The organism is Ralstonia flatus, assembly GCF_958439105.1.
Taxonomy (GTDB): Bacteria; Pseudomonadota; Gammaproteobacteria; order Burkholderiales; family Burkholderiaceae; genus Ralstonia; species Ralstonia flatus.
In genome coordinates, this window is the sequence record NZ_CAUDLI010000008.1 from 172,865 (window position 1) to 192,079 (window position 19,215).

The following is a 19,215-nucleotide window of genomic DNA, read 5'->3' on the forward strand; positions in this document are numbered from 1 at the left end:
CTCAGGCCCGAGATTTTGGCCTTCCGCTATTGAATACGCACCCGACATGGGCGATCTTGGAAGCCATACCAAGGCGGCGTAGTACCGCCTTGATATGTGCTGGCTTATTGGACCCAGGCTCCAACATAGCCGCGGTTTGTGTTGCTCGAATTAATGCCGTGCTCGACGATTCCAAATCGCGTGCGGCCCTCCGACACAAAGCGGTACGCCTGGAACCACACATTGCCCGGTAAGCCGATGGCGGCGGCGGGTGCACCGGACAGCAGCGTCGAGAGTTTGTCCGCAGTCAGCGTGACGGGCGCCTGGCCTGCAATGGTGATGGTGGCGTTGCCGGAGGCGTCGACCGCAATGCTCGAATGCACGGTCGCAGGCGACGCCGCAGGCAAGCCGTCACGGCGGCAATCCTCCCAGTATTGCGTGAACGTGATGCCCGCCAGGTCGGTGGCTGACGTCACCTTCGACGCGGTCTGCGCGACCAGCACGTCGGTCGACTTGAGCCCGTCGGTACCGTCTCCCACATTGGCCGCCATGCAGACCATCGAAGCCGCTGGCAGGTTCGGATCGCTGGCCAGGCTGGAGAAGTTCATGCCGTACTGGACCGGGCTGCCCCACAGAAAACCGCCATCCGGCTGTGGCGTCACCGTGATGGCCTGCGAGCCGAGGTTCAGCGTTCCGGCCGCGCCCACACCGTTGTCGACGATGGTGGCGACGCCGGGCGTCATGCTCTGCGTGTTGTAGTGGTAGTCCGCGTACCCTACCGTGCCTTGTGGAACGACCGGGGTAGGGGCGGTGGCGGCGCAGGCCGGAGCAGGGCTCAGGCGCGTGGCCGTCCAGTTGCCACCAACCGACATAGTGGGCGCGTCCTTGTAGGTGCCTGACGCGGTGTTCGTATCGGTGAATGCGCCGGCGAGGAAGTCGTTGTTGTACGTGAAGCTGCCCGGCGGCATCGACGCGATCTGGACTTGTTGCCCGGAATTCGCCCCGATCGTCCATTGCCCCGTCCCCGGAACGTAGATCACCGCGCCGGTCAGGAATGCCTGGGTGCCATCGTTGCGCGTGACGGTGCCTGTAATGCTGCCATCCGCCTCGCTGATGGTGGCCACATACGTGTCGTGGCTGCGGTCAGCGCTGTTGAATTGCCACTGCCCGGCAAACAGACACATGCCCTGGCTTTGCATGTGCGCCTGCGCCACGGCGGGCGACACCAGGGTCTTCTGTGGAGAGGCCGCCTGGATCGCGGCGACCACCGCCGGGTCGGCTGCAAACGCGGCGGGCGCCTGCGCAAAGTTCAGTTGCGTATTGGCCAATGCGGCAACGGATGCCGCCGAGATTTGGATGCTGCTGCCAGGGTTGCCACCCGAATCCAGCGATTGCAGGAACGCGCCGATGTTGGTCACGGTGTCGTTGGTCACAGCAGCTGCGTTGGGCACGAGCGCGAGCGGGGTCACCACGGCTTGGCCGATGGTCGAACCGATGGTGACGCCGCCCAGCGAGAAGGACACGGGTTGGCCGGGCACGTAGCTAAAGTGGCCGGCGGCATCCGTCGTACCGCTCAGGCTGCCCGACACGTAATGCAGGCCGGCAACCGGCGCATCCACAAACACGCCTTGTGCGGTTTGCGGCGTTCCTGGGTTGGTGTTGGAGGAACCGGCGGCATTGCTGGAACCGTCGTTGCCCCCGCCGCACGCGGCAAGGGCCGTACAAAAGGCCAGACACGTGAAACGCAGGTTGTTTGTATTCTTCTTCATCGTAGTTGGGTTCCGTGGCGCGCACGGAGATAGGTGATTTGATACGGCAACCAAGCGGTTGCGGGCACCCTCCTTTGGAGGGGGGTGTCTCTACTTGATAGGACGGCTTGACGGGCGCGTTGAGAGACCGATTGGGCTTAACCGGTTTGGTCGGAGCGCGGCTCGTAGCGAGAAGGGACGTGGGGGCTCATGGGTTTCTCCAGGTTGAGCGGCGCTTGCTGGGTGACGTACTGCCACGTCATTGCAGGGCCGTTGTCCCCTATTCGCTGGAGTGAGCCAAAACCGGAAGATTTTTTTCCGGAAGACTTGAGATCAAGCCCGTCGGCTCTGAATGACAAGAAACCTTAGGGGGTGACCAGAGGAGATTCGCGATGGGCGGATGGCTAAGATTGCCGCCGCGTACGACTGAGGCGCGCGCGCGAGCACCATGCCTCGCTCGACGCTCGCACCAATCCGGCTGAGTTCAAATTGTGGGGTGGGGCCGTGTCAATAGTGGCAATAGTCGACAAACGGCTCAAGTGAGACGAGCGGGTAAGTCTTTTGCACTTTGCGAAAGCAGGCTTCGTTTTTCTCTGCGCGTTCGTTCTGCACTTTCTCCTGCGCCTCTCGTGCCTTCTTCCAGGCGGGATAGCTGTCCGTTTTCACCCCAAGCTCGGCAAGATAGGCGGCCAGATCCTCGCGGCCTTTGTCCTTGGCCAAGGCGTAGAGGTTGGGGGGCTGCGTGGCGGGGTCAGTGTGATAAATCGAAGAGAGGTGTGGGTCGTTCAAGTCCACACGGTTTTCCTGGAGCAGTTTCAGTTGCTCCTTTGCGTTCGGGAAATTTTGGCTCACGATGGCATATGGCAGGCTTGCCAGCGCGTCTGAACCGTCGAGCGTGACGGGCATCTTTCCTTTCAGGAAAAGCTCCACCGCTCGGAGGTCCCCCATCTTGGACGCAGCAATGAGCTTGTAGGGGCTCCACTCCACGCCGATGTTCTTAAGCTCCACACGCGGGTCGTCGCTCTTGCCGTTCTTGATCTCGGCCAGCGTGGTGTTCATCGTGAACAACGTCTTCTGCATCTGGGCCGCCCACGGGAAACTGGCCGCACTCATGCCCCCCTGATCCGCATGGCGGGCGCTGGCAATGGCGCCCACGCTGAATGCGGCCGCGCAAACACCCGAGCAAAGTACTAGGCTGGAATGCAACTGCCCGTTCTTCGGTACGCCAAATATCTTCATCGCCAGCAGCACCAGGAACACCAACACCGCCAGGGCAGCCACGTAGCCAATGTAGGGGAAATGGGGCCGCACGAAGTCCAGCACCGGGATGAGAACGGCGGTCATGATCGTCATGATCGCGTTGATCGGTCCTATATGGTCCGTGACCCATCTCCCGCGTTCTACATAGGCTTCTGTTTTCATTGGTATTTCGAATACGTTGCGTTAGACCAGTGCTGGCCAGCCTCGGGGAACGCAGCAAGGATTGCTCGTCAGCGTCCGGTATGCGTTGACCAGTAGACCAACCCCCAGAATGCAAACGGGCCGACGCCGAGCAGCCATGCCGCGACTGTCAGAAGCACGGGCGCGGCTTTTTTGTTCTTGTTGAGCCGGTCTTGCATCCAGGAATAGAGCAGCACCGAGAACGGGATCGCTGCGAGAACGGGAAGCCCGTAAGCCAGATAGGTCTGTGTATGGTCACTCAAGCCAAAGTAATGCTCCAGAACGCGCACCCAGAAGATCCAGATGTAGATGGAAAGCACGCCACAGACCACCACCGAATTCAACGTTAATCGTGTCGGCGCGTTCGGCCAGAACTTGAGTGCGACCCATCGCGAGCCCGAGATGCACAGCGCGGCGGGAACGTAAGCCAAGCTGAAGGCGAGCTGGAAAGCCAAGTAACCCGATAGCACCGAATCCGTATGGGCGTGGGCGTACGTGTGCATGCCATATAAGACCGTGGTGCCGGCGAGCAAGGCATAGCCCCACTTGCGGCTGCGGATCAACAGGAACAGCAGCAGCGGTGCACCCAACAGCCACAGAAACAGCAGCAGGCCCGCGTCCCCGCCGAAGCCTCCCGAGGCTTGGCTGGCTTGCGCTGCGTCTTTTCGTTTCTGGTTGTTGTGCTCCCACAGCAAGAAGTGAAAAAAACCGCTCGGAGGTATGGGCTGAGTCTCTGCGTTCAACTGTCCCGAGACGGCGAGCGTGTTGAGCCGATGCGCTTCGAGGTCGGCTTGTTGTTCGGTGTTCATGGCTATTTGTGCTCGCGATGAATGCGGGCCGAGTGCGTGTGTGTCGGTGAAGAGGGGACTTGTTGTACGACTGGATTGGTAGGTTGGAGAGCCTGAGCATCGAGAGCGTTGTGGACCATGCTGCGGCCAAGCAGGCCGGCAAAGAGCAACATCCACGCCCACGCGGGCACCGACAGCGCCACCAGCCACCACGGCGCGCCGGACTTGCCGGCGGCTTCACGGTGCCGGAACCATGCTGATGCATAGGTCATTACCGTTGAGGCTGGCATGGCTGCAACGACGAGTATCAGCAGCATGTCGGCGTTCATCATCGAAAGCAGAGTCAGCGTCCGTGGCGGTACCACGGACGTCAGCAGATATCGGACTGGCACTGACAGCCCACTGAGCGGGGTGATGACTAGGAGCATGGACACCACGGTCATGACGGCGACTGCAATGCCAAACAAGGCGAACACGTTGCGCGCCGACCAGTTGGCGGCCAGATTCTTTGCCCGTTTGGCAATGACACGGTGGTTCAAGCACGCAAAGGCGGCCCACGGCAGGATCAGCAGGTCGGCAGCCACGCCGGCATGGAACAGCGTCTTGCCGGCAAGCTGGCCGGTCTGAACCCAGAAGAGAGCGATGACCCCGAGCGCGGCGACCACGATGGCCGTCGCATAGCGCCATCGGTTTTTGTAGAGCAGCCACCCGAGTAACGCCGCTGTCAGCAGCCCTGGAACAAAGCCAATGGTTACCACCCCCGCCACAAGTCCAAGTAGTGCCAGGAGACCTTTGAATAGCCCGCCGAGATCGATGTCTCCCGAGCTTACGTAGGAGGACCCTCCGTAAGCCGGACCGATGTTGGTCGAGGTTTCGCCGGTACCTGTCGCGCTGTTGGCGAACCAGACAGGTTCCATCATCTGCTTGAAACGATAAGCGTCGAGCTTTGCGGCCGCCGATTCCGGTGTATCGAACCCATCGACGCCGGCTCGCTCCTGGTCGTATCCCGAACCGTTCAGATTGGAATACGTATTGCTGTAGTTGAACGTGCCGTTGTCGTTACGGTAGTTTTCCGAATCCTGATAGCTCATGGCAGCGCCTCGCCTCTTCGTGTTCTAGTAGTACACACCGCACGCCAACTTGCCGGCCATGGAGTCCACACTCTTTGCATTGCAGGTGCGTCGACTGTGTTTTGTAAGTCGGCCGGCAATTGATACGGTAACCGATTGGTTTGGGGCACCCTCCTTTAGAAGGGTGTCCTTGGTCGAGCCTCGCTCGGTTCAATCAGCTTGGTGAAGGCCGCTTCCGATGCGCGACTAGGCCGCACCGATACTCCCTTATTCGCTGGGAGCGGAAAAAAGCGGAAAATGATGCAAAGGCGCTCGTGACAACGGGCGCACAGTCGCATTGCTCGGAAGGGCGTAATCCACTTCCAGAGGTTTGCCTGAACCTCACGAGCCTTGTCCCTTCGAGGACGCACGCATGCTTGGTGACAACTGTGTTACCTCACATGTCTGAGCCGGGCTCATCCGCCAAGGTAGCTCAAACCATGGTTTGTGATCGCGTGTTTCTCATTTTTGGAATGGCGAGTGTTAGTTCGCCAATCTTGGTGCGAGTCAGTTGTGGCGCCCTTGCGAACGGAGCAGCCTTCGGGGGGGGGCGAAATTTTTTAATTGGCGCCAACTCGGGCAGTTATGGGCCCTGAAAGGCTATTAACCTCAAGAGGAAGCTCGGTATGCCGTTAAACAGTTGCTTGCATGCCTCGATCGCCATTTCAACTACTTCCGACCGATTATTTTCGACATGCTGGATCGCGAAATCATGCAAATCCTGCCTGACGCGGGCAAGGATGAGGTTCCGATAACCACGTCAGAGGTACATCAGAAGTTGGCGAGGTGTGTGACCGAGGTGCCGGTTGTAAAGACGGTGCAGCGCCGGTTGGAGCGGTTGGTTCTTGCCAAGCTAGTTGAACAAACCAATCGCGGGAACGCGCATGCCTGGCGCAAGGTAGCAGGTGCCAGTGGGTTGGCTGCGCGCGCCTCTGGTTACCTGACCCATGACGAAGCACTGGCGCTGCAAACGCTGCGTCGTTTCTCCTCGCGGCAAATTCCCGCACTGGTCGCGAAGACACTATCGCCACTGTTTGATGTGGCCGACAAGCGCTTGGAAGCCGCCAACAACGACACAGAGCGACGTTATCGTAAATGGATCCACAAGGTCGAGGTGGAGAGCGGTGGTTTCGCACTCAAGTGCCCGGCGGTTGATGCGGCGGTTTTCGAGGCCGTCTCACAGGCGTTGTTCTACGAGCAGCAACTGAAGATTGTTTACCAACCACGCTCCAAGACAGACAACACCGAGCCAAAAATTGTCCATCCGCTTGGCCTAGTTGAGGTTGGCGGCTTGGTCTATCTAGTAGCGTTGACATCGCGCCATCCTAATCCGGCCATGTACCGTCTTGATCGCGTGGTGGGCGCGGTCATGTTGCCCGAGCCTTTTTCCTACCCTCACGACTTCACGCTTTCTACTTATGTGCGTCAGCAGCGCCAGTTTGACTTCATGGTCGAAGGCGAGATTCACCTAAAACTGCGCTTTGCGAACAGCGCCGGTGACCACCTGTTGGAAGCGCCGATGTCGGACGATCAACGGAGCCGACGGGATGGGGATTACCTTGAGGTGCAAGGTACGGTGCTGTTGAGTCAGCGGTTGCGATGGTGGCTGAGGGCATTCGGGCCGAACGTCGAGGTGCTTGCGCCTGCGAGCCTGCGCGGCGAACTGGCTCGTGAGGCCCGGGCATTGGCCGTGTTGTATGGCCAGGGCGTGGGGTAGGAAACCGGACATGATTTGTCCGGAGCGCCGGCTATCTTGGCGTTGGGTGAACGACCTCAACCGAAGTTTGCTAAACCACGACAGGAGAACGCCATGTGGACGAACGGCAATGCATCCCCGCTTGAGCATTTGGCCGCTTTTGCGATTGTGTTTGTGACAGCAGTGGTTGGGACCACTGCAATGGGAAAGTATCTCGACAAGGTACGGCGTGATGCCGGTCTTGCCTAGAGAACAAACAAGCAATATCACAAGGTGATGAGAGTATGACCCCCCATAGCCAAGAAGCGCTTCAAGGGCTGCCCCCATTGGCCAATGCCATCGTGGACCGCGCCATTGACAACGTCACGCGCAAGCTTGTTGCCGGCTATCGCAACAAGAACAACTCGCGCCCCAACGCAAAAAGCACCGATATTGGGGCCGTGGCCAAAGACACCCTAGATGCGACGTCAGCCAGCAGCGTGATGGCGGTTGCCAATCGTGGTGCGGCCTGGAAGGAGATGCTACAGAAGAGCCTGTCTCACGGGATCTCGTCCATCAGCACCATGAAATTTGACGGTGCGTTCACGGTCCAAAATGGCCAACCCCAGGGCTTGGATGCCGTGCCGAACAGTCCCGGCGTGTACGTCGTGTTCAACAAGAACGGGGAGGCCGTCTATGTTGGCGACAGCGTAAAACTCAAACAGCGGTGGTATGCCGGGCACCTGAACGAGCACAAGCAAGGGCAGGGATCAGATAAACCATACAAGCTCGCAGAGGAGTTCCAGGAGGGGTGTACCGTCAAGTTTGTTCAGATGGAGTCAGAGGCAACTGCAGCCGCTTTGGAGGCGCATCTAATCAAGACCGACAAGCCGAAGAAGAACGCGCGGCAGGAGTTGGAGACGGAGCAGGGCAAGCGCTCCAACATCGAAGCCAAGAAGATGAAAGACGCCTCTGGTGGCGTCAGGACTCTGGCTGCCGGCGCGGCAAAGGAGGCGGCTGCCAATGTCGGCTGGAACGTTTTTGAGCAACTGGCATCCACTTTGACCAAGGCTTTGAAGGATGAGTTGGTAGAAATTGTCAGGGGTGTTTCCCGGTCGATCAAGTTTCGCCTGAAGCGGCTGTTTGATCGCGTCTGGTCTGTCGTCCAGGCGATTATCGATGCGCCGTTGAAAATCCTGGCCGGCATATTCGAGTTCGTTGTGAATGCTGTGTCGAAGACGATTGCGCAGTTTTATAGCTTGGCAAGGAATATCTACGACCTTGGACTGTCCGCGTGGCAGCTCTTTCAAGGTGCGCAGACGATGAACACGGAAGCGCTGGTCGAGAAAGTGACGGAGACTATTGTTCTCAGCGGTACGCTCATTCTCTGGGATGCGCTGGATCCGGTGCTCGAGGCTAATCTGGCCACTGTTGTTGGGCCGGTTGCTCCTTATCTGTCTGCGGCAATTTGCGCCATCGGCTATGGGATGTCGAGTTTCTATCTGCAGAAATTTGTCCCCGCCATGGTCAAGATGCTGTTGGCCATGAAGTCTGGTGCGCAAGAGGCGGCGCAGGAAATGAGGGCAGCGTGCGAGAAGCTGATCGCCATCCAAGAGCGAGAGCTGAGGCTGCTGGAAGAATTAAAGGATTACGCAGAGGAGTCGTTCCGATTTGAGGACGAAACGCGTAAGCACATTCGCGCGTTAGATCAGCATGAGGCGATTGAGCCACTAGACATCCAGGCGATGCTGGCCACTAGAAAACAACGACACGGGTAAGGTGCGGGAATTGGAACTTGTCAAAACAAGCGTTGAACATCGTGTGGCTGTTCGTGACGACGCGCGTAACGCGCCCGACAATGCGCGCGAAGAGTTGTCGGCGGCGATTCAAAGGATGGTCACCGCCATTGAGTCCAATCAAGATATCCAAAAGAAGGCGAACAGCCTCAGTCAGAAAGGATTCTTCGCATCCTTTACAGGGGTTGTCTCAGGATCGAACGACAAGGATTTAGCCGGACTGGTCAAGAGTCTTGGGGGCAGTCTTGAAACGACGCAAGCGGTGGTGCAGGTGATGCTGCGTCTCCAAACTCAGAAAAACGTCGTACTTCGGGATTTTCATTCGACTCTGGTCGATAAGATCAGCAAGATCGAGGCCGATACGAAGACCCTAGACTCCAATCAGCGGGGGGCCGCGTTGGAGATCCTCTCTGCTCTGCGGGATCAAGTCGAAGATCACCTACGACAATCTGAGGCCGTCGACAGCCACGAGCTCCGGCTGGAAGAGATGGGCCAGGAACTAGGGCGAATCGCCGAGGTTGAGAATGAGTTCGGGGAGCGCTTAAAGGCTCTGGACAATCAAGCGTCGAGCTTGAAGAACTCGGAAGCTCACCTCTCGCGGGAGGTGGAAATGCTGCAAGGCGAAGTGAAGGCGCTCGAGGCCGAACTGCGCTCAGAAGCCGCCAAGGCGGATCATCGAATGCAACGCATTCAAACGGGGCTCGATGCGTTGGTGTCCAAGCGCGTTGAGGACTTGGCTTCTGTCGGGGCGGGGCAGGAGCGGCTGCGTAGCGCAATCGAAGGGGACCGACAGGCGTTCAAGTCGTCCATCGACACGCTTTGTCTTAAGCTCGATCACCTGATTGTTCAAGGGAATGCTCTGGAGCAGAGGGTCGGTAGACTCGAGGCAGCGTTGGCGGCAAAGCCCACGTGGCGTGATCGTGTACAGCAGCACTCAATCGGCCTCGTTGGCTTATGCATTGCCCTGGGAACTTTCGCCTACGCCTATAGAGGTTGACAAGCGGGCTAGATTTTGTCTCGCGCTACGTTGAACACGGTGCGCGCCACCGTTCAGGAGGGAAACTTCGATGCTCCAAGGTGAGCCGGACGTAAGTACAGCGCCGTTTGGCGATGCGGTGTCCAAGGTGCGGCGAGAGCCAGTCTTGTTGCCGATGGAGATGACGTGACGAAGAGCCTCCCTTTGATGGAAGACATATGGGGGCTGCTTGGCCCAGATTCGGTGGAGAGTTCGCGTCGCACGCGCACTCTCGGCCTCGGCGCCTCAGTGCGTTTGTTCAACGACTTGGCCGTGCCTGGAATTGGCGGCGTCTGGTATGCCAAGCAATTGCTGCTAGCAACGCTCGGCGTGTCGGTTGCGGAGCAAGCTCGAAAGCTTGGGGCGAAAGTCCAGAACGTCGAGGTGGCGAACGCTATCGAAGCGCTGGCATGCCGGCTGGCCTTTGATAGCAATAAATGGAATCGCGATGCGCGTCTGAGGGGCAATTCCAAGTTGCAGGGCAAAGGTGATGATTTGCGGTTTTCGCGTGTCCGCCAGCGCAACTTCTATGTCACGCAGCCCATGCGGATGGCGATGGTTCAGGCGTTGCCGGCGCTTGGATTGGTGAAGACGGACAGTACACGTTTCAATGCATTCCGCCCCTCTGAAGCGGGGATGAAATTTGTAGAAGAAGGCTGCAAAAACTACCGTCCCTACAACCGATCGGTTATGGAACACCTGTCATTGTGGGTACAGGATCAGGATGATCGGGTTCGTTCGGACGTATGTCGTGATTGTCTGTCTCCTCTTGTTTCGCTCGAAAAGGACGCTCTCCGCTTGCTGCGAGAGAGGCTCCTGCAGGGCGGCCACGAGCGCCCGGAAGACAAGGAGCGACGGCGCAATGCACTGGCGTGGGTCGAAAATATCCGGGTATCCAAGCGCGACCCACTGACATGGGGTACCAAGCCGAAGGAAATTACCGATGCCCACTGGCAGGACCTCTTGGCAGGAGCTCGGTTTTTTAACGCACGAGCAGCGGCGATACAGGTTCTCGATGTTCTAGAGGCGCACATGGGCAACCAAGCGCACGGGCAATCATACGCGGTGCGAACAGCGACTCCCGAATCTTTGTCGTCCGCGCTCGACTCGTTGAGAGCTGCCGCGCAGGCATTCCTAGAAATGCAGCACAAGGACCTTGAGGCCAACTCATTTTGCCGCGAATGCGCTAGCGGCGACGACTCACAGATCTTGCAGCACTTGGTGACACGCGACGGCCATGTCCTGCGGCTGGTCGGTGATGAAGTGAAGCCCGGCCGTGCATTTAGAGGTTCCGCGCCAGCAGAAGTGAATGGAGACGAGGCCGAATCCCCTGAGGGGGGAGGACTGTTATTGCCGGAAGGAATTTCCTACCGCGTTCGGAACCTCTATCTCTTGAATCTGGATTTACATGGACAGCTCGATCCGTGGCTGAATCCGTCCGCAGTGGGAGACCATCCATGAGTCGTACCAGTGACAAGTTGAGTGTGCCGTCGTTGGCACGGCATTTCGACGCGCCGGAGCATTTTGTTGGTCACTTCGGTTGGCTGTGCGGCTATTCGGCGGACGCCCTGTTTCTGAACGATGCAGCCGAGCGGTTTACCGGACTAACGTCCGCGCAACGTGCCCATCAGGGGCAAGTCAGCCTTGCTGTAGCACTTGATCCGGGTAATCCACAGATTTCGCTGCTGGATGCGCCAGGCGTGGCACATCTACCTATCAAAGATTTCTCCAAAAAACCCTTTCGCTTACTCCACGCAAAGGTCGCCCTGCTGGGGTTTCGACACCAGCATGATAGAGAGCGATGGTGTTTGAGGCTCATTGTTTCCACCGGCAACTGGACGCGTCAAACACTCGAAGAGAGCCTAGATCTCGCGTGGCGCATCGACGTGACCAGTGATGCGCTGAATGAACTCGACGACCAGACTCAACGTTGCTGCGCCGATCTCAAGGCCGCGTATGGCCTAATAACGTGGATCCACAACTTGTTTGACGGTCGCTTGTTGGAGGCCGCATCCTCGACAGGCCGCCGAGAACAGGTTGATGCTTGGATCGCGTTGTGTTCGAAAAAGGCAAGCGGCCAGCCAAGAGTCTTCGACAGCCGCAAAGCTTCCTTGCTGGCGCAGCTACCCGCAAAGATAGCCGCGTGCAGCAGTGTTGTTGCGCGCAACTACCTGGCTATGGGTTCCGGTTTCTATGAAGCTGCCGCAACTTTAGGGGCTGTGCCAAAAGTGCCCCAGAAGGTCGTTGACACGCTTAGCGAGGAAGCGCTGCTGACTCGTTCTCCTGAGTTAGATCTCTATGTCAATGACGCCGCCTGCCAAGGCGTCGCAACTTCAGTCAAGGCACTGAATAGGCAAGGTTTCAAAATCCGGAAAGCAGTTCAACCCACTGCTGTGTTTGGTGCCGATGCAAAGCGCACGCTGCACGCTAAGTTTCTTTTCAGCGCCAACTATCGTGACAACTCCAGCGTCTGCAATAGTGCTTGGGTATATCTAGGCTCAGGCAACCTCACCAACCCCGGCTTTGCCAGCAAGATGAACGCAAGCACAGGCAATCTCGAGGCTGGTGTCGTGTTCGCTCCGCACCCCCTGTACTGGGCGAGCGGGCAAGGCATTCAATCATGGCAAGTCGTGACGAACCTGTTACCCATTCAGTGGGATAGCGAATTCGGCGACGATGACCAGGGCCTTCTATCCTCGGGGGGCGACTTTGAGCTACGCGACGAGCCTTACTTGGCGTCACCCATCGCATGGCTGAGGTGGCATGAAAGAAAAGAGGGGAACGAATTGAAGGCAGATGGTGACCTTCGCGATTTTTCCGATGTTGCAGTGCTCGATGCCGCTGGCAACGAGTGCCCTAAGTGCCAAACAGGATTCAAGTGGTCCGCTGCTCAGCCCAGACAGGTGCGCCTACGCTGGAAGTCAGCTGAGGAAGAACACGAGGCGAATATCCCGGTTATCGACCAATACGGCCGCGTTGCCGCGACCGAGCTGCCAAAACTGGATGTTGTCGACGCTTGGTGGCAATTAGCCAACTTTCCGATGCCTCCTGATGACGATGAGGACCTCGGTGAGGAGCGCGGCAATTCGCCACTTGGATTGCCAGGAAGTGCTGGTCGCGCTGCACACTCAATTAATTATCCAATTCGGCAGATGATGGAACTGGTCGAGAGCATCGCGGCCAAGCAAACCGAGATCAACGAGGAGGACTGGGTACTTTGGTGTAACCGTCTGGAGCAGGCACTAAATCAAGCCTCGGAGAGCCCTGTTATCAAAGCTTTCCACGAATTGAGAATTAACCCGCTAAGCCCGCTTCGGGCCGTGCCCTTTCGTCCTTTCTTTGCTGAAACAAGCCAATCGAGCGGAGGAAGGTTGTACGAAGACGTGCTATCGCGTGTCGAACACGCCTGGGTGGTCGAACAGTTATCTGAGATCAGATGAAAGCGATGCGTCAGCAGTTCAAAGGATGGAATGCGGTTTCCCAAGAGCTTTGCGCCATTGCTCGCGGCGATCACTTGGAACTCAACGATGGGCAGCGTGCCAGCCTTCTCGCAATCGCCGCGCGGATTGCGCAGAACGGCGTAATCATCGCCGACGAGGTCGGCATGGGCAAAACACGTATCGCGGCCGCTGTCGCAAAGAGCGTCATCGCAGTTGGTGGCCGCGTCGCGATACTGGTGCCTTCTGGCCTTGGGTTTCAATGGGCGGACGAGCTACGAAAAGCGGACGTCGAAGTTCCACCGGTTCTGCGCAGTCTTAATGCCTATCTGAACGCATGGGACATGGGAAGCGGTCACAGTCGCGCGCAAAAGGTATGGGGCGAGCACGAAGCTTTGTTGATCTCACACGCTTTTTGTAATTGGTCGCTAAAAGGTACGACGAAGACCCACTGGCGCTGGGCACTGTTGCCAGAAACGCTTGCACATTGGCGAGCAAAAACGAGTGATAGCAAGCGGATGCCGAGAGGCTATCGTAATAACGCCAAACTCCTTGACCCTCGCGTCACGGCTGCCGCGAGCTGGATCGCTGAAAACTCAGCACATTTGCCAAGTGAGCTTGTCGACGATCCGAGTCTGGACGCGTGGGGAAGAGAGTCGCCCCTGCTGGACCCGTCCAACTATGGGCGAGAAACGGTCTTTCGTCGCGCGTTGGAGAAAGTCGTGGGTTTGGGGCTAGGTCGTTTTGACCTCGTCATCATTGACGAAGCGCACAAAAGTAGAGGGCAGGAAAGTGGCCTGAATCGCTTACTGGAACGATTGATTTTTCAGGCGGACCAGGGCAGACGCGTCGCAATGACCGCGACGCCCGTCGAGCTCGATGCCGAACAGTGGAGGCAGACGCTGAGTCGAATTGAGGTGGATGTGCCGTCCACATCTGATGCAATCTCGGCTTATTCAGATGCAGTGGCCAAAGTTCGATGCTGCCCGAGTGACGAGTCGGTCCGGGAGACCTATAAAGAGGCTGCGAAGAAATTCAAGGAGTTCTTAAGTCGCTATCTGTTGCGTCGCGATAAACGGGAAGATCCATGGATACGGGCATTCCATGAAAGATCAGGCGAGATGATTCACGCATACAGGCGAGAACGCGAGATCTGCGTGAACACTTCTACACTGACACCGGATTGGAAGCGAGTGGTGTGTGCTGCGGAAGCGCTCGCATTTGTGACAAGCCAAGCGGATGATTCTGCCGCCAAGCTCAAGCGTCTGCGCTTGACGCTGGGAAATGGCCATGGTCTAGCAACACTAATCGATACGCCACAAGAGCGTGACAACGCGAGCGACATTGAGCAAAGCATGGATCACAGCGCTTCATCATCGCCCTTGGAGCGCGACGACCAAGATTTAGCGATGCTCGACAAACGCCTGCAACGTGTCCAGTGGTGGCAAGGCATCGCGATTAAGCCATTTGTGGGAAGTGTTTCGGCGCTGTTCGATCATCCAGCCATTCTGGCAGCTGTGCGCGCCATCGAAGAGGTGTGCCAAGAAGGAGAAAAGGTCTTGGTTTTTGGGCGGTTCACCCGCCCACTACAAGCGCTGGTTCGCCTGTTAAGCGCTCGAGAGATGCTTCGGAGCATTGACGGACAGCGGCCTTGGCCGAAATCCAAAGTGCACGAGAATGAGTGGGCCGCCGTCGAGGCTGCGCATCGGCATTTGATGCGACCTGGAGAACTGGATAGGGGTGCGCTCGATCAGCAACTTGCCGACCAATATAAACGGCTCGAGCAGCAACGTCGCGGTATCCGTGAGAATCTGATTTCCGGTATCGAAGAGGGCCTCGGCAAAGTGCAAGCCACTGACCGCGTGCGAGTGCTATTTGATATCTTCAAGAACGAAGTCTCATCCGTTCCGGAACACGGGAAAGGCAGCGATGATCATTCCGTGGCGGTGATTGCTCGAGCAATACAAGAGCTCATCGAGTCTGCAATGGAATCTCCATCGCCAACGGATTTAGCCGCCGCATTCGTTGACCTGATCCATGCCGCGAGTGATCGAGACAAAGGTGATGCCGACGAGGATGGGGACCTAGATGAGTTGAGCGCAGCGGCTCTTTGGCAGGATCTGGTAGACCGTCTCCGAGAGGAATACAACCGGCCGGAAGGCGGGTTTGCGCGCCTTATGGACGGAGATGCGAAGCCGCATACTCGGCGCTTGCTGCAATTGGCTTTCAATCGCAGGCATGGTTACCCGAAAGTGTTGGTCGCGCAATCGGCGGTGGGCCGTGAAGGTCTCAATCTTCACAAAGCCTGCAGGACAGTTGTGCTCCTTCACCCGGAGTGGAACCCGGGTGTGGTGGAGCAGCAGATTGGCCGGGTGGATCGGATCGGCAGCCTATGGGAACGCAAGGTTGAAGAGGCACTCAACGGAGACTCAAGCAACGACGGTCTTCCCAGAATCGAAATCCGTCCGGTTATTTTTCAAGGAACCTACGACGAGAAAAACTGGCAAGTACTTCGCGAGCGGTGGGATGATCTGCGCGCGCAGCTCCATGGCATCGTTATTTCCCCAAGGGTCGCAGACGGCTTTGGTGACCTCAAGTCAACGATAGGGGAGATAAATGATGCGGCACCAAATTTCTCACCTACGGCCTGCAATTGACTACGCGAGCTGGTTGGCCTTCTATAGAGCCTTCGCCTTATCCCTGAACAAAAAAAAAGCGGGCATGGCCACTCCTGAGAGAATAGCCATGCCCGACGCACTGTCCGCTGCACTGCGCGATCAGTGCGGCTCCTTGCCAGCGCGACATTGGTCCACTCAGTCCCACGCTTGCTGGGAGCTCACGAGGGTGTCTTCACCGTTTGCCTTCTTGAAGGCGACTAACCAGCGCTCGGTGCAGGCATTGCTTTCAGTGGGCCAATCGTTGCGGTTGTCACTTTTGGTGCTGGGCTGACCGCCTGATGGGTTCTGATTGACCGACGCAAGATAAGCGTTGGCCGTCTCGCTTCCACCTGCCATCGCGGACAAGATGGACGAGTCCGCCTTCGAGTCGGTGCCGGCTTGAAGACGGTGCTTACATTGCTCAGCGAGGTCACGTTCCTCGCTCTTCTTGAGGCTTGCGTACTGGCGTTTCTGCGCTCAGCCAAGTCGTATATGCAGCTGACGATGTCCTTCCGCAGTCTGATGCTGCGTTTGTCTTCAGCCGTCAGGCTCAGAACGCCCTTTGCCCACGTTTTGTGGATCGTGATGTCGTACGTTGGGTCGTACTCTTCCGACACGCCATCGAGCGCCAGGCCGCCGTCGATACCGTCGTGACCGCGCTGCGGGCTGCCATCGACCGGCACCAGCAGCTTACCGACCAGCTCGACGCGCTCGACCGTACCCATTTCTCGGAGATGCAACGTGCCACCGCTGAAAACACGCGTCTGCAGCGCGCTCTTGCTGCAGGTGATGTACGGATGTCAGTGCGCGCCCGTTGCCAGCCCGACGCCGGTGCCGGCGCAGGTGAAGGTCAGTCCGGCGCCCGCGTGGGCGATGGAGCCGCCGGCCGATGTGAGCTATCTGGAGAGGATGCGGCGGATCTTGTCGATCTCTTCGCCGGGGCGGAGCGGGATGGGGAGAAATTGAGGTATTTGCAAGCTAGGGAGCGAGCGTTGGAAGCCGCGCTTCGCTGAGCTTTCGAGTAGCGCATTCGGTCCTATGTACGAGCTAAGTCAGTTTGTCCAGACTGGCGCCATACCCCTTGCGAATTGGCCTGAGCGCACCATGACTAAATCACTTGTTGTCACGACCAGTGGATTGCTCAACAAAGTCCCGGAAGTCACCCTGGCGTTCTGGATCATCAAAATCATGTCCACCACCGTCGGGGAGACTGGTGCGGATTTCCTGGCAGTGAATGCAGGCCTGGGCCAAGGGTCGACCCGCGTGGTGATGTTAGCCGTGCTGGCGGTGGCTTTGTTCGTCCAGTTACGCACTAGCCGCTACACGCCTTGGATTTACTGGTTGACAGTAGTGTTGGTCAGCATCGTCGGGACCCAAATCACTGACATGCTCACCGATAGTCTGGGCGTCAGCCTGTACATCAGTACCACAGTGTTTGCCAGCGCGCTCGCTGTGATCTTCTATCTCTGGTATCGCGTCGAGGGCACCCTCTCCATCCGCGACGTCGTGACGCGGCGGCGGGAGCTGTTCTACTGGGGCGCCATCCTCTGCACATTCGCACTGGGTACCGCTGCTGGTGACCTTGCGACCGAGGCATTGGGGCTTGGCTTTGTCTGGGGTGCAGTGGCATTCGGTACGCTGATTGGCATCACATATGCGGCATGGCGGATGGGTGGCAATACAGTGTTGACGTTTTGGATCGCCTACATTCTGACCCGACCCCTCGGAGCCGCGCTGGGCGACCTGCTCACTCAGGCAAAGACCTATGGCGGCTTTGGCGTGGGTGCCATGTGGACCAGTGCGTTGTTCCTGTCAGTAATCGTTATGTTGGTGGCAGTCGCGCAGCTCGGCATAAGCGGCCGCCGCTCTGCCGAAGTTGCTGAATAGACCACTTTCTACTCCACAAGGAGGAAACAAATGCTGATGAAGCACTCCCTCGCGCGCCCCGTGGCGGCCGTGTCGGTCGCCATACTCGTAGCCGTCGCGGCAGGTTGTTCCAAACAAGCGGATCAGAACAACCCCGCAGTACAAACAACGCCATCGCAGGGCGGAGCGCAATCGCATCGTAAAGCGGCCACCAAACTCGGAGATTTGTCGGCGTTCCGCAGCATCGCCAGCGACGTAGCCACCCTCGTTGACAAGGGGGATTTGGTCGCAGCCAAGGCACGCATCAAGGATTTAGAGGTATCTTGGGATGCCGCTGAGGCCGGACTGAAGCCTCGTGCAGCAGACGATTGGCATGTGCTCGACAAGGCCATCGATAGGGCATTGGCCGCGCTGCGCGCCGATACGCCAAATCAAGCCGATTGCAAAGCGGCAATGGCGGACCTGCTGAAAACATTCGATGCGCTCGAAGGCAACGCCTAACCTCGGAACGCACCCTCATGAAAACATCGACCGAACATGCTCTCACCAAAGTGCCCGAAGTGACGCTAGGGTTTTGGCTCATCAAGATTGCCGCCACTACACTCGGTGAAACCGGTGGCGATGCCGTCTCAATGTCCATGAACCTCGGCTACTTGGTCGGCACAGGCATCTTTGCGGTGGTGTTTCTGGCTGCCGTATTTGCCCAGGTTAAGGCCAAGCGGTTTCATCCCTTTTTATACTGGACCACCATTATCGCGACCACCACTGTCGGCACTACGTTGGCCGACTTTGCGGATCGCTCGCTGGGCATAGGATACGCAGGCGGGTCTTGCCTGCTGCTTGCTCTGTTACTCGGCTCACTTTTCGCTTGGCACCGCACGCTCGGCTCTGTATCGGTGAGCTCTGTCAGCTCACCCAAGGCCGAGGCGTTTTACTGGCTGACAATCATGTTCTCCCAGACCTTGGGTACGGCGTTGGGTGATTGGACTGCTGATACAGCAGGCTTGGGCTACACCGGAGCGGCTGTCGTTTTCCTCGCTCTGCTTGCCGTCGTCGTGGCTGCCTATTATTGGACTGCTGTGTCGCGTACGTTGCTCTTCTGGGCCGCGTTCATCTTGACGCGCCCGCTCGGTGCGGTGGTCGGGGACTTCCTGGATAAGCCGCATAGCTCCGGAGGGTTGGCATTGAGTCGCTACTCGGCATCGGCAGCGCTACTGGCGTTCATGTTGACCGCAATCCTGTTGTTCCGGCAGAGAGCGGCCAAAACGGCACACTAAAAGCGATCTAAGACACGCAAGATGCGCAGGTCTGGGCGAGCGAGTTGGACATGATCGCCATTGTCAAAAATCTGGTCGATAACGCCATCCGATATACGCCTGAGGGCGGGCGTGTCGATCTTTCAGTCGGTGTAGCCGAAGACAACGTGGAACTGCGTGTTCAGGACAGTGGGCCAGGAATCCCGCTTGCCGAACGAGAAAGAGTGTTTGATCCCTTCTACCGCACGCTGGGTAGCGAGCAAGTTGGCTCAGGGCTGGGGCTTGCCATTGTCTATGCGATTGCCCAGCGTATCGGAGCGGAAATTCAGCTTGGTTTCGCAGACGCCGCCCGGCAAACCTGGCTGGTCGGCACTGTTGTATTGCCGATGGCATGATCCGCATCGTCTTCCCGGTGGGGGCGGGAAGGCGATGCAAGCCCCATCCCACCC

Annotated in this window: 15 protein-coding genes and 1 pseudogene; 12 read left to right on the plus strand and 4 right to left on the minus strand. The window is 58.0% G+C overall.

The features are described 5' to 3' along the window. Positions 1-104 precede the first annotated feature (104 nt). From R2676_RS18590 to R2676_RS18605, 4 genes are all read right to left on the minus strand, one after another. The gene (locus R2676_RS18590; protein WP_206274076.1) at positions 105-1,748 is read right to left on the minus strand and encodes a hypothetical protein; all 1,644 of its coding nucleotides are present in this window, start codon (positions 1,746-1,748) and stop codon (positions 105-107) included. Positions 1,749-2,234: 486 nt separating this feature from the next. After that, positions 2,235-3,149, minus strand: coding sequence for a hypothetical protein (locus tag R2676_RS18595; protein ID WP_316887288.1), 915 nt, complete (start codon positions 3,147-3,149; stop codon positions 2,235-2,237). A 68-nt stretch (positions 3,150-3,217) separates the two neighbouring features. Next, the gene (locus R2676_RS18600) at positions 3,218-3,976 is read right to left on the minus strand and encodes a hypothetical protein (RefSeq protein ID WP_206274075.1); all 759 of its coding nucleotides are present in this window, start codon (positions 3,974-3,976) and stop codon (positions 3,218-3,220) included. 2 nt (positions 3,977-3,978) lie between these two features. Next, positions 3,979-5,046 carry a hypothetical protein gene (locus R2676_RS18605; protein WP_206274074.1) on the minus strand — a complete coding sequence of 356 codons (1,068 nt, stop codon included), beginning with the start codon at positions 5,044-5,046 and terminating at the stop codon, positions 3,979-3,981. Positions 5,047-5,758: 712 nt separating this feature from the next. On the opposite strand from R2676_RS18605, the gene R2676_RS18610 reads away from it, so the two are divergent. From R2676_RS18610 to R2676_RS18665, 12 genes and pseudogenes are all read left to right on the plus strand, one after another. Next, positions 5,759-6,781: a helix-turn-helix transcriptional regulator gene (locus R2676_RS18610; RefSeq protein WP_206274073.1), complete on the plus strand. Its 1,023-nt coding sequence runs from the start codon at positions 5,759-5,761 to the stop codon at positions 6,779-6,781. A 93-nt stretch (positions 6,782-6,874) separates the two neighbouring features. Beyond that, a complete protein-coding gene (locus R2676_RS18615; RefSeq protein WP_316887290.1) occupies positions 6,875-7,009 on the plus strand; it encodes a hypothetical protein in 135 nt (44 codons plus the stop codon). Between the two features lie 35 nt (positions 7,010-7,044). Continuing rightward, complete coding sequence (locus R2676_RS18620; protein WP_206274072.1) at positions 7,045-8,517, plus strand: nucleotide excision repair endonuclease; 1,473 nt, start codon at positions 7,045-7,047, stop codon at positions 8,515-8,517. A gap of 10 nt (positions 8,518-8,527) precedes the next feature. Next, positions 8,528-9,532, plus strand: a complete 1,005-nt coding sequence (locus R2676_RS18625) for a hypothetical protein (RefSeq protein ID WP_206274071.1) — start codon at positions 8,528-8,530, stop codon at positions 9,530-9,532. A gap of 165 nt (positions 9,533-9,697) precedes the next feature. Further along, positions 9,698-11,011, plus strand: a complete 1,314-nt coding sequence (locus tag R2676_RS18630) for a hypothetical protein (RefSeq protein WP_206274070.1) — start codon at positions 9,698-9,700, stop codon at positions 11,009-11,011. Next, complete coding sequence (locus tag R2676_RS18635) at positions 11,008-12,990, plus strand: phospholipase D-like domain-containing protein (RefSeq protein ID WP_206274069.1); 1,983 nt, start codon at positions 11,008-11,010, stop codon at positions 12,988-12,990. The genes R2676_RS18630 and R2676_RS18635 overlap by 4 nt, the downstream gene beginning before the upstream one ends. Beyond that, the gene (locus R2676_RS18640) at positions 12,987-15,644 is read left to right on the plus strand and encodes a helicase-related protein (RefSeq protein ID WP_316887293.1); all 2,658 of its coding nucleotides are present in this window, start codon (positions 12,987-12,989) and stop codon (positions 15,642-15,644) included. Before R2676_RS18635 ends, R2676_RS18640 begins: the two co-directional genes overlap by 4 nt. 455 nt (positions 15,645-16,099) lie before the next feature. Further along, positions 16,100-16,657, plus strand: a complete 558-nt coding sequence (locus R2676_RS18645; RefSeq protein ID WP_316887294.1) for a lysis system i-spanin subunit Rz — start codon at positions 16,100-16,102, stop codon at positions 16,655-16,657. Between the two features lie 91 nt (positions 16,658-16,748). Beyond that, positions 16,749-17,531: a COG4705 family protein gene (locus R2676_RS18650; protein ID WP_206274067.1), complete on the plus strand. Its 783-nt coding sequence runs from the start codon at positions 16,749-16,751 to the stop codon at positions 17,529-17,531. 30 nt (positions 17,532-17,561) lie between these two features. Beyond that, positions 17,562-18,011 carry a hypothetical protein gene (locus R2676_RS18655; RefSeq protein ID WP_206274066.1) on the plus strand — a complete coding sequence of 150 codons (450 nt, stop codon included), beginning with the start codon at positions 17,562-17,564 and terminating at the stop codon, positions 18,009-18,011. Positions 18,012-18,028: 17 nt separating this feature from the next. Continuing rightward, positions 18,029-18,787, plus strand: a complete 759-nt coding sequence (locus R2676_RS18660) for a COG4705 family protein (protein WP_206274065.1) — start codon at positions 18,029-18,031, stop codon at positions 18,785-18,787. Positions 18,788-18,807: 20 nt separating this feature from the next. Continuing rightward, a pseudogene (locus R2676_RS18665) lies at positions 18,808-19,161 on the plus strand (sensor histidine kinase); the annotation flags it as partial. Positions 19,162-19,215 lie beyond the last annotated feature (54 nt).